Source organism: Acidocella sp. KAb 2-4, from assembly GCF_020567705.1.
GTDB lineage: Bacteria > Pseudomonadota > Alphaproteobacteria > Acetobacterales > Acetobacteraceae > Acidocella.
On record NZ_JAJDJU010000006.1, the window covers coordinates 1 to 11,208 of the forward strand.

Below are 11,208 nucleotides of genomic sequence, written 5' to 3' on the forward strand. Positions count from 1 at the left end.
GACGAACTATTGATCTTTCGGCCTGCTCAATCGCCATATGCCACGTAATCCCGCAAATATTCGAAACTGATTTTACCTTATCAACCAGCTAAATTATCACAACAACGAAGCTTTTACGCCACTTGTGCACGTCTATAATATTGCGCGCCCCTAGCCATTAGAGACCAAACTATCGAGCAACATTCCCACCTTCCTGCAATCCTTACTCTCCATGAAGCTTAAGAAAACCTTCAGCACGACGCTTTAGCGCTGCCTTGCGCTCCTCAGGTGTAATTTTTTTCACGCCGCTGGAAAGGGTATCTCCCAACTGCGCGAACTTCACCTTGCGCGTCTGTGGGACCGGTTCTCGCGTAGCCTTATAATTGCGGAACACCACAGTCCCCTGTTCGCGACCGGTAGTATCAATCCAGTTCGCGTAACCCGGATCTCTGTGCGCGACGACTGCGGTAAAGCTGCCATTTTCATTCACCACAGCGTGTCTCATATTTATCGTCGTCTGCCGATGAATGAAATTAAGTGAGCGCGACCACACATCACCCGCTTGTAGTGACCAATATACGCCATCCGGCAATTGGTCGAGTTCGATTATAAGCGCTTCGTCCTCCGCAAGATCAAATACGGCCATAGCGTAATTCGAGGATGGACTACCAACCTGGCTTGTGACCGTGCCAGGAAGAAATTTCATATTATTGAATCCAGATACCTTCGTATACATGTTGAACAAGTTGATATTGAAGTCATTTATGAGGTAGCGTAAAAACGCTGTGCCGCGCTCAATGCGCTCAGCCATAGAATCTTCAGAAAATTCATCAGCGTCATAATAATCATCGGGGATCTCGCTGATGCGCTCAATGCGCATCTCTCCCGGATCATCATTCCAATCGCCGATAAAGCGGCGGAACAATAGGAACTGATATGGTGAGTCCGGACTTAATCCAATCCAATTTCCCTCATGTTTCTCGGCGCTAACAATGCATTCGAATGTACCATCCGGATTGATTTCGAATTGAGACAAATCGTAATTGCCGATCGCCTTTGAATCGGGATGCCCGGATAAATGGTTGAGCACCTGAACCAGGATAAGGACCAGATCGCCGTAACGGCCTGTCAGCTTATAGGTTTGACGCCCATCGAGAAAAGCCGTCAAATAATTAAGGTCCGGACCGTTCTGTCCAAGCGTATACATATCCGTCTGCCACCCGGTATTCTTAAACAGACGCGGATGCATCATGCGCGGCGCGACGGCAAAATTGTATACCATAGCCAAAGCTTCAAGCATCGTATGATACGCTTTAGCCCGGTGTTGCGGATGTTCCTTGAACCGCGGCGTTTCCTCCATCCAGCGCAACACCTCGTTCTGTGTCGCATGGAAATTCCTCCAGGCATCTTTCAGCCGCGGCGTCGATTCTTCGCTTGCAAGCGTCACTTTATTTCTCCCGTGCACCCGGCCCGGGGCTGCGCCAATAGCGCACCCCGGCTCGGGTAATGAAACTGCCAGAGGCGTCAGGGAAAGGCTAAAATGATTGTTTTATCCGCCGACGCGCTGTCTAAAAATTCTTTCAAATCCTCCCCCAGGCGCCGCCCCCTTGCATCGTACGCTGAAATACCATTAGCATGTACACCTAAATGTCAAGCTCTCTCGGAGGGTTCGTAACTGGGTGGCATATGACTGGGTACCTGTATGACGCCAAACTGGAGGAAATTGAATGCAAAAGCCTGATTTAAATGGCTTTTCCGTTGACCTTAACGACAGAGTTGCTGTGGTACTCGGAGCATCAGCCGAGGGAGGCACAGGCTGGGCCGTCGCGGAAGCACTGGCCCGCAACGGCGCCAAGGTCATCGTCGGGGCTCGCAGCATCGCCCCGCTTGAGATCCTGGCCGACCGCATTGGCGGCGTGGCCATGCGCTGCGACGCCGGGAACGAAGCCGAGGTGGCAGCTTTAGCCAAAGCCGCGGTCGAGCATTTTGGGCGTCTCGATGTCGCGGTGAACGCGGCTGGCCTTCCGGTCATGGGCGCCATCGCAGACCTGCCTCAGTCCCAGCTGGATGCCGCCGTGCGCGTCAACCTGTTCGGCAATTTCTATTTTATCCGCCATATGGCCGAGGCCATCGGAAGCAACGGCTCGATCGTCATCATCAGTTCAATGAGCGCCACGCAACCCGTGCAACCGCATGTTGCCTATGCCTGCGCCAAAGCGGGTACAGATTGCTTGGTCCGTTACGCGGCACTCGAATATGGCCGGCGCAACATCAGGGTCAATTCCATCCTACCCGGTGCGATCAAGTCGGACATGGCGCGGGAGGCTTTCGCCACGCCTGGGTTCGAGGAAGCTTTTGCCCGGGAGGTGCCGCTGGGGCGCGTCGGCTACCCCGAGGATTTCGCGAACGCGGTGCTGTTTCTGGCAGGCCCTGCCTATGTCACCGGCGCAAATCTGCAGATCAACGGCGGCGCGCACCTCACCCGTATGCCCTATGCGGACGAATTGCCCGGCGGCGAAAGAGCTTATGGCTCCGGCAAGGTTATTGGCGACCGGTAACACCAGATCACGCCCAAATTAGTTGCAACACTCAAAATCATACGAGGCTTCACGATGGTAATATCTACTAAAGCACAGCGAATTCTCGTCTGGTGGTCGCTTATTTTCGTGACCATTTTCGGATTGGCCTTGGCTTTCCTGATCCAGATGATACCCACCCCGCCAGCGGATTGGTCACCAGCTCAGGTTGCCGCCATGTATGCCAGCCGCGGACCAACGATGCGTCTTGGCTGCGCGATCGCCGCGTGGACCAGCGGGTTCATGGTTCCGCTGGCCGTCGTTATTTATGCGCAGCTTTCACGGCTTGAAAAAGGCACGCCCGTCTGGTCAACACTACAACTGGTCGGCGGCATCATGATGTCGATCTTTCTCGTGCTGCCACCAATTTTCTGGGGCGCGGCCGCGTTCCACCCCGACCGCGCGATCGACGCGACAGCGGTCATGAACGATCTCGCCAACCTTACCCTTGTCACCACCGACCAGTACTACATGTTCCAGATGGTCCCGATCGCGGTGATTGCCCTCACAACCCCCCCGCAACACGACTCCGCCTTTCCCCGCTGGGTCGGCTGGGTCACGATCTGGGCCGGGCTGATATTCGAGGTCGGGCCGTTCGGCTTCTTATTCAAGACCGGCGTGTTCGCCTGGAACGGTCTGTTCGTATTCTGGTTCCCCCTCACGTTTTTCGGTGCCTGGATCGGCGTCATGGCCTGGTCACTCCTGCGTGCCATCCGCCGGCAAGAGGCAGGCTAACTACGACAAAATCTCAACCGGCTGCCGCCCTGACGGCAGCCGGTTGAGATTTGACAGCCGCACCGAAGGCCTATGAAGAAATTTTCAGCTCGTTCTGAATTGCGTGTAGCGTCAACCAGGTCATCACCAGAAGCCAAACGAAGAACGCACTGGCCGCCCCCCAGAAAGCCAGAAGACCATTCCAGGCAAATGGCCCAGTGCGAAAACAATAAGAGAAGCCTCCGGGGATAAAAAGGATCGCCACCCAGATATTGAAAAACGCGCACCAGCGGGGAAATATGGGCATCGGCGCCTGATCCTGTAAAACAGCCGCCGCGATACCGCCAAACTGGGCGATGAAAGTCGGGAAGGCTGGAATAATGATCAACCAGCCTGCATCATTGAGCAACTGCGTCAGGTTGGGGTCACGCTCCGGCCGGAACGCCGCGATCGCGAAGATCATTGTCGGGAACATCACCGTGAGGACACCAATCGCCCCGGCGCCGAGTTGCAAATATGGCCCCAGCCGGCTGATGCCGGAAATGCGCCAGAGCTGCGCCGAAATTGCGCCAATGAGCGCGGTGTAGCCCGTGATTCCAAACAAGCTGAGAATCATCCCCACCCGGATCAGCCCTGCCTTGGCCTGATAAATCGCCGCAATATGGGCCGCGTCCAAATTCGGCGAAGGCGGCGGCACAAAGCCCGCCATCAACAAACCAGCGCCAAATGTTGCGGCACAAAAGGGGCCGCCCCACGCGCAAATCTTTTGGTCAAGCTGGCTCACCACCCATCTCCGCCGTTGAAGCTGTTATTTTGCCAGGGTGCCATATCCCAGTCCGGTACTGCCAGGAGGATTCTTAACAGGTATCGCCGAATTTCAATCGGATTACGCCATCCGCGATGGATTAGCCGGGACAAAGCCCAATCAAGCCCCAAGACGCCGGAGAATTCTTCTTGACTACCGAGCAAGAGCTCTGTAAACGCATTACAGAGCATTTGCTCGGTAATGCCATGTGGCGGCTGTGGCAACAAGAATTTGGAGGAACTCGGCGTGACGACAATGCAAGTGCCGGCGCATGTGCCGGCGGATCTGGTGCGGGATTTTAATTATTTTGACATGCGCGGAGAAACCGATCTCTACCAGCATTTCCGCAAATGGCAGGACGGGCCTGACATCTTCTACTCGCCCCATTTCGGCGGACATTGGGTGCTCACCCGCTACGACGACATTGAACACGTGCTCAACAATGCCGCAGATTTCTCCAGCCGGTACCAAACCACACCGCCCAACCCCTCGTTGGTGACGATGATCGAGCATGATGGCCAGTTGCACCGCGACTTCCGCGCTATCCTGCAACCTTTCTTTCTGCCCAAGAATATCAGCGAGCTGGAAAAAGTCGCCACCGACCTTACCGTATTGCTCATCGATGGCTTTTACGCCAAGGGTGAATGCGAGTTTACATCCGAATTCGCACTGAAAATGCCAATCATCATCGTTATGAGCCTGTGCGAGCTGCCGCAAGAGGATACCCCGTATCTGCTCGGCATCGTGGAGGACATCACCCGCTCGGGCAGCACCGAGGAACAGACCGAGGCATTCGGCAAGCTGTTCGGATATTTCGGCCAGAAGATTATCCCGGCGCGGATGGCCAATCCGGGCAAAGACATGATCAGCGCCATCATCCAAGGCAAAGTCGATGGCGGCCGCTCTCCAACACCGGAGGAAATTCTCGGCCTATGCGGCCTGCTGGCCATCGGCGGGCTCGATACGGTGGCCAGCATGCTCGGCCTCATCGCCCTCTTCCTAGCCAATAACCCAGGCCATCGCCGCCGGCTGATCGAGCAGCCGGAAATTCTAGGCCCAGCGATTGAGGAGATGATGCGCCGCCACCACATCGCCAATGTCGCGCGCGTTGCCGCGCGGGACCTTGAGTACAAGGGCGTTACCTTCAAGCAGGGCGACATCATTCTCACCGCCACCAGTTTCGCTGGCATCGACGACCGGCATTTCCCCGATGCGATGACTGTTGATTTTGATCGTCCGGATAAAAAACACCTTGTATTCGGCCGAGGCCCGCACCAATGCATCGGCTCCTTCCTGGCCCGCACTGAAATCCGCGTCTTCCTCACGGAATGGCTGAAGCGCATCCCCGATTTCGAGGTCAAGGCCGGCGAGAAACCAATCTCCCAGCCCGGTAAGGCCAACCGTGTGGAATATCTGCCACTCACCTGGAAGGTTTCATGAGCGAGACCGTAACAATGAAGCGCTATATCTGCCTTTTTTGTGGCTTTATCTACGATGAAGCCAAGGGCATGCCCGAGCACGGCATCGCTTCCGGCACACGTTGGGAAGATGTGCCCGAAGATTGGATGTGCCCGGATTGCGGCAACGACAAAGCCGCTTTCGTCATGGAAGAACTCTAAGATCAAGCGACAAGACAGCGGGACGCCAAAGCCAAGCCATGGACATAAATATATCCGATGATCTGCTCAAGCAGCACCTCATCGATCCGGAGCTCTGCATACGCTGCGATACATGCGAGTCGGCTTGCCCATCCAACGCCATCACGCATGACATCCGCAACTATGTGGTGGATGCGGATGCCTGCAATGGCTGCCTGGAATGCATCTCCGGCTGCCCCACCGGCGCCATCGACAATTGGCGGACGGTTCACCGCGGCGCAGCCTATACCGTGGCCGAGCAGCTTGGCTGGGACCACCTCCCCCCTGCCATGGGAGTGGCCGAAAAGACCAGGCAAGGCATCCCAGCCTCAGCCGCCACGCCGATGGAGAACGCCTATACCCGCGAAGCCCCGCTGCGTGCCATCGTGGTAGAAAACCGGCGCCTGACGGCGGAGACCAGCGCGAGTGATATCCGCCACATCGTGCTGGAAGCCGCCGACGATTTCGCCTGGCTGGAGGGACAGTCGATTGGCGTCCTTCCCCCGGGTTTGGACGCCGCCGGTCACCGCCACATGATGCGGCTCTACTCCGTGGCCAGCCCCCGCGGCGGTGACAGCGGAATAAAGAACCGGCTGGCGCTGACGGTGAAGCGGGTGTTGGAAGACCATGAAGGCAAGCCGCATCGCGGCCTTTGCTCCAACCATATCTGCGACCTGCAACCGGGCGCGGTGGCCGAAATCACCGGCCCGCATGGCCGTAATTTCCTGATGCCGGATGATCCATCGACAACATTGCTGATGATCTGCACCGGCACCGGCATCGCGCCAATGCGCGCCATGCTCGCTCAGCGCCTGCAACGGCTGCACACAATAAGCGGCCGGCAAATCCTATTTTATGGCGCGCGCACGCCGGAAGAAATGCCTTACCATGCCGAGTTGCTCGCCTTGCCGCGCGGCTTCGCCGAGACTGAATTCGCCTTCTCCCGCGTCGATGGTCAGCCGAAGCGGTACGTGCAAGATGCTCTACGCGATCATACGGCATTGGTGACCAACTGCCTGTCCGACGAAAATTGCTATATCTACCTGTGCGGGTTGAAGGGCATGGAGGCGGGCGTTCTGGCGGCGTTCGAAGAGATCTGCCGAAATTCCGGCATCGACTGGCACGAGTTAGCCGGCAAGCTCAAGCATAATGGGCGTCTGCATGTGGAAACCTATTGAAGCACCCGGGCCGGTTTGCTGGCGACACCAACTGGCGTTATGGAGCCCGGCATGACCACCACGGCAAAGCAAACCACTCGCCCCCGGCGAACCCGTAATGGCCCCTCGACCGAGAGCCGGATTCTCGACGTCGCGGAGAATCTGTTCGCGGAATACGGCTTCGACGCCGTGAGCATCAATCAGCTTGCCACCGTCGCGAACGTGACGATCGGTGCGTTGTATCACCATTTTCCGAGCAAGGAGGCGCTCTACGCCGCGGTAACAAGGCGTGTCTTCACGGCCAAATCCAGTCCGCCGCTCGCGATAACCTGGCCCGGCGCCTCCCCCCGCGAGCAGCTTACCCGGCTGGTCTCCTGGTTCGTCGGCACAATGATCCTCGACAAAAATTTTGGCCAGTTGCTCAAGCGTGAGCTGCTCGACCCGCGCCCCAATACACCGGAACTGATCGGCCAAGAGCTGTTCCAGTCGCAGCGCGAACTCTGCAAGCAACTGCTCGGCGAGCTTGTGCCCGGCGCCAATCCGGATGAGGGCGTCGCCGCCATGCTGGCCCTGCTGTTCGGCTACACCAACCTAAAGGGTATGCAGGCAATACTCCCCGGCATCAAGGACAGTTTCGACCAGCCCGAAGCCATCGCCGAGCGCGTCGTCAACCTGCTCCTTCATGGCTTGCAGGCCGAAAAGACGCAGCAAAACCAAGGCTGACCGGGCAGACCGCGTCAGCCCCGCTTGGCCTTACGCCGCGGACGTTTTCACCCATGCCGGATTCGTCCGCCCCGCCGTGGCCTGCGACGCATAGACCGGGTTCGTGCAATCTTCCAGAATATCCAACCGGTTGGGATTCGGCCCCCACCCAAGCTCTGCACGCGTCCGCGGACAGCGCGTACGGCTGCAGGCAGAAAACACGATCGGGCCGGTAAACTTGTCCCAGATCTGGATCGACTCCTCAACCGTGACGCTGCGCGTGCCAATACCCAGATGCCGGGCAATCCCCTCCGCCATCATGCGGTTGTTCAACTCGCCCGAGACAGCGTGATAAAGCGCGCCGCCGACACCACGCTCAATCGCCCGGCTATACACATCGGCCAAATCTTCAACATGCACATTCGAATATAGATTGAGTCCGCGCCCGACGTAACAGACAGCCCCCGTCGCCTGGGCGGAGTGATACATGTCAGCGATGTAACGGGCGCCACCATTGCCCCAGATCAGTGGCGGCCGGATGCAGATGCCGCGCACACCATCGGCCGTGGATTGACGAACCATTCTCTCCACTTCCAGCCGTGGGGCGACTTGCCGACGCGGCGTAAAAACGTCATCCTCGGCAAAGCTGCGCTCATCCCAATCGCCGTCTGTCCGAATGGACAGCAGGCTGGTGCCGCCCGTAAAAATGAATGTCTTTCCAGTGCCACGAAGCGTCTCCAGAAGCGCGCTCACCACACGCCGCTCGCCTTCATGCATCAACTGCGCCATCCATATCACCGCGTCCTGAGCCGCGATAATGTCCGGCAACGCCGACAGATCCTCCAGATCGCCAAACACCGTCCGCGCGCCAATCTTCTCCAGCCCTGGCACGGCCGACGCATGACGGATATAGGAAGTTACGGCATGTCCATCCTCCGCGAGCCTTGCCGTCACATGCCGGCCTACATAGCCGGTGGAGCCGAATACCAGAATCTTCACGCCCTGTCCCTCCAATTTTATCGTGGTTCAGACTAGATGTGTCTGCGCCACTTGCCTCGCCCACTATGATCAAGGCTGACGGCTACGACAACGCCAAAAACGAGCCGCCATAGCACAGTCCACGCCAAAATCATGCAGGCGCCGCAATCACCTACTCACCATGACGGCGCAAATACGCGCCCCGGCGCCGGCCCAGTTCCTGCGTACGCTCATCTGGCGAAACCCGCCTCGTCTCGGCTGGCAAGTGCCGCGCCAATTCGTCGAACCGAACGCGATGAATTACGGGCTGGGCCGGACGGCTGGAACGGTAATTGCGGATCAGGATCTGGCCTTGGTCAAATCCCGCACAATCCAGCCATTGCGCCACACCAGGGTCCCGGCGTGAGAGCACAAGCCTCACCGCGCCATCGGCATCAGGCGCGACCTGGGCGGAATTCAATGTGCTCTGCCGAGTGCGGAAGTCAATCGGACGCAGCCACACGTCAAAAATCTGAATTCCCCAATAAATCCCATTGGGTGGCTCTTTTAGTTCAATAATCAAAGCCTCATCATCCGCAACCTCGTAGCATGCCAGCACATATTCCGCGGTCGGGCTGCCAACCTCGCCGGAAATCGCCGGACCGATCGGCGCGAACAGGTTAACGCCCTTGGAATTCGCATGCACACGCTGGTAGAAGGCAAGCATCCACTCCTGCACAATGTAGCGGACATAATCGGCGGCAAAATTAATCCGGCGTGCCGTATGCGCCTCGTCAAATTCATCTGCGACGTAATGATCTGGCGCAATGGGGCTGATCCGCTCGATATGCAACTCCGTCGGCACCTTGTCCCACCCCTCAATCGACGGGCGGAACAGGAGCCACTGATAACCAACATCCGGAAGCAGGGGGATCCAGTTCCCCTCGGCCTTTTCGGCACTCAGCGTCACCGTAAAGGAGCCATCCGGCGCGATCTCGAAATCGGCAAAATCATAGTTGGCGACCATGCGTGAATTCGGCGATCCCGGAAGCGCGCTGTTATGCTGCGCGAGCAGCATCTTACTGTCACGGATATTCGCCGTTATCCGGTAGGTCTGCGCACCATCGAGAAATACGGTTGCATAGTGGAAATCCGGCCCATTCCCACCCGAACAATAAACATCAGTTTGCCAAGCCGTGTTCTTGAAAATCCGCGGATGCGCCATCCGCGGCACCAGCGCGAAATTATAGGCGATGGCCTGAGCTTCCATCAGCTGATGATAGGCGCGGGCACGCTGGTTGGGCGCGCTATCGAACTGCGGCGCGGTTTCAACAGCGATGCGCATCTCCTCAAGCGTCGCCAGATACCGCTCCCATGCGCGGCTTAAAACCGTTGACTTGCTCGTGAATTTCTTAGCGGTCGCGTCACCAAACATCGCCTTCATTCCTCCATACATTGCGGTGAACCTTATGACCGACGCCACGGACGGGGAAAGATGACGACCAACGGAGTTTTTACGAGCATCACGAACAGATAAAACATTCCCCTTGGCTGTCGTCACGCCGACGGCCCTGCGCCCCCTTTGCGGCGCCTCGTCTGCCGCTGCTGGGCGGCAAACTCAGTCGGCGACACGCCGTGAAACGCCACGAATGCCCGCGTAAACGAGCTCTGCACCGGATAACCCGTGCGCCGCGCGATTTCAGCGAACGGAATATCGCCCGCTTCAAGCAGCTCGATCGCCCGCATCATACGGATCCGCGTAAGATAAGCCAGAGGCGGCATGCCAATGATGGCCGCAAACCCCGCGGCAAAGCGCGACCGGGAGACACCAACCTCGTGCGCCAAACTGGCGACGGTCCAAGGCCGGTCAGGCCGCGTGTGCAGCAAGATAACCGCCGCATTAACCCAGCGCGTACTCGGCGCCCGGATCTCCATCGGCTGATCCCGCCAAAAGCCGTGATACATCCCGCGCATGCTGTGCACGAAGCACAAACTCGCAAGCATGCTGCCAAAAGCCGACGCCCCCGGCCCGCGCAGGGCCTCCAGCCATTGCGCCGGATCTCCCGCCAACGCCCGGTCGTGAGGCGGCGCCCCGGTTTTGGTCATGAGCAATACCGCCGGGGCCGCCCGCACCGCCCGCGCCGCCGGCGACATATAGGCAAGCTCCAGCACGCAAGACATCACCACCGCCACGGCCGGTGGATTGCCAACCGGAATAGCACGCGGCTCCTCCCGCGGCGGCGTGTCGAGTACGACCTCCTCCTCCCTTCCCCGTCGGGGATGGGTCCCCAGGCTGTGCCGATCACCGTAGAAAACCAAAGCCGTCTCGCCGCTCTCCAGGCGCATGGCGGGCGCCTGCTGGCCGCCAACAGCGAGCCAGACACCACCTTCCAGCACCACATGCAGCACTGGCCGCTCGGCATCCGGGAATATGGCTGCCGCATCTCCGCCCAGCTCCACAACCGACACGCGCGCCTCGATCACCCTCAGATCACTCAACAGGGTCTCGCTCAGTTGCCCCCCGGGCCTGTCCTGCCCATCGGGGGACAAGCCCTGCCCCCATAACGCGCCGGATGATTTGAGACGGCTTCGGTCGTGCATGAGCTTGGCGTTCCGCTCACCGTTTGGCTCGAAGATCTAAATAGTTTTTCCGGCGCCGCGCAAGCGCCAGAGTTACGCCG

At 58.3% G+C, this 11,208-nt stretch carries 11 protein-coding genes; 6 read left to right on the top strand and 5 right to left on the bottom strand.

Features of this window, described 5'->3' with window-relative positions; translation table 11 throughout:
- Positions 1 to 202: 202 nt before the first annotated feature.
- Positions 203 to 1,426 carry a DUF1214 domain-containing protein gene (locus LI953_RS15570; RefSeq protein WP_227075098.1) on the bottom strand — a complete coding sequence of 408 codons (1,224 nt, stop codon included), beginning with the start codon at positions 1,424 to 1,426 and terminating at the stop codon, positions 203 to 205.
- A gap of 280 nt (positions 1,427 to 1,706) precedes the next feature.
- Here LI953_RS15570 and LI953_RS05820 point away from each other — a divergent pair, with 280 nt between their 5' ends.
- Positions 1,707 to 2,537 (top strand): SDR family NAD(P)-dependent oxidoreductase, encoded by an 831-nt coding sequence (locus tag LI953_RS05820; RefSeq protein ID WP_227075099.1) that lies wholly within the window; start codon positions 1,707 to 1,709, stop codon positions 2,535 to 2,537.
- Positions 2,538 to 2,645: 108 nt separating this feature from the next.
- Complete coding sequence (locus tag LI953_RS05825; protein ID WP_227075100.1) at positions 2,646 to 3,290, top strand: hypothetical protein; 645 nt, start codon at positions 2,646 to 2,648, stop codon at positions 3,288 to 3,290.
- 70 nt (positions 3,291 to 3,360) lie between these two features.
- Here the strand turns inward: LI953_RS05825 and LI953_RS05830 are convergent, their stop codons facing one another.
- Positions 3,361 to 4,053, bottom strand: coding sequence for a hypothetical protein (locus LI953_RS05830; RefSeq protein WP_227075101.1), 693 nt, complete (start codon positions 4,051 to 4,053; stop codon positions 3,361 to 3,363).
- A 276-nt stretch (positions 4,054 to 4,329) separates the two neighbouring features.
- On the opposite strand from LI953_RS05830, the gene LI953_RS05835 reads away from it, so the two are divergent.
- The 4 genes from LI953_RS05835 to LI953_RS05850 are packed head-to-tail and all read left to right on the top strand — an operon-like array spanning position 4,330 to position 7,591.
- Positions 4,330 to 5,514: a cytochrome P450 gene (locus tag LI953_RS05835; protein WP_227075219.1), complete on the top strand. Its 1,185-nt coding sequence runs from the start codon at positions 4,330 to 4,332 to the stop codon at positions 5,512 to 5,514.
- A 14-nt stretch (positions 5,515 to 5,528) separates the two neighbouring features.
- The gene (locus tag LI953_RS05840) at positions 5,529 to 5,693 is read left to right on the top strand and encodes a rubredoxin (RefSeq protein WP_227075220.1); all 165 of its coding nucleotides are present in this window, start codon (positions 5,529 to 5,531) and stop codon (positions 5,691 to 5,693) included.
- 38 nt (positions 5,694 to 5,731) lie between these two features.
- On the top strand, positions 5,732 to 6,889 hold the full coding sequence (locus tag LI953_RS05845; protein WP_227075102.1) for a 4Fe-4S binding protein: 1,158 nt from the start codon (positions 5,732 to 5,734) through the stop codon (positions 6,887 to 6,889).
- Between the two features lie 51 nt (positions 6,890 to 6,940).
- Entirely contained in the window at positions 6,941 to 7,591 is a 651-nt protein-coding gene (locus LI953_RS05850) for a TetR/AcrR family transcriptional regulator (protein ID WP_227075103.1), read from the top strand.
- Between the two features lie 30 nt (positions 7,592 to 7,621).
- Here the strand turns inward: LI953_RS05850 and LI953_RS05855 are convergent, their stop codons facing one another.
- The 3 genes from LI953_RS05855 to LI953_RS05865 all read right to left on the bottom strand — a co-directional run bounded on the left by LI953_RS05855 (position 7,622) and on the right by LI953_RS05865 (position 11,128).
- Complete coding sequence (locus LI953_RS05855) at positions 7,622 to 8,569, bottom strand: NAD-dependent epimerase/dehydratase family protein (RefSeq protein ID WP_227075104.1); 948 nt, start codon at positions 8,567 to 8,569, stop codon at positions 7,622 to 7,624.
- 151 nt (positions 8,570 to 8,720) lie between these two features.
- Positions 8,721 to 10,088, bottom strand: a complete 1,368-nt coding sequence (locus tag LI953_RS05860; protein WP_227075105.1) for a DUF1214 domain-containing protein — start codon at positions 10,086 to 10,088, stop codon at positions 8,721 to 8,723.
- A complete protein-coding gene (locus LI953_RS05865; RefSeq protein WP_227075106.1) occupies positions 10,085 to 11,128 on the bottom strand; it encodes an AraC family transcriptional regulator in 1,044 nt (347 codons plus the stop codon). Before LI953_RS05865 ends, LI953_RS05860 begins: the two co-directional genes overlap by 4 nt.
- Positions 11,129 to 11,208: the final 80 nt, after the last annotated feature.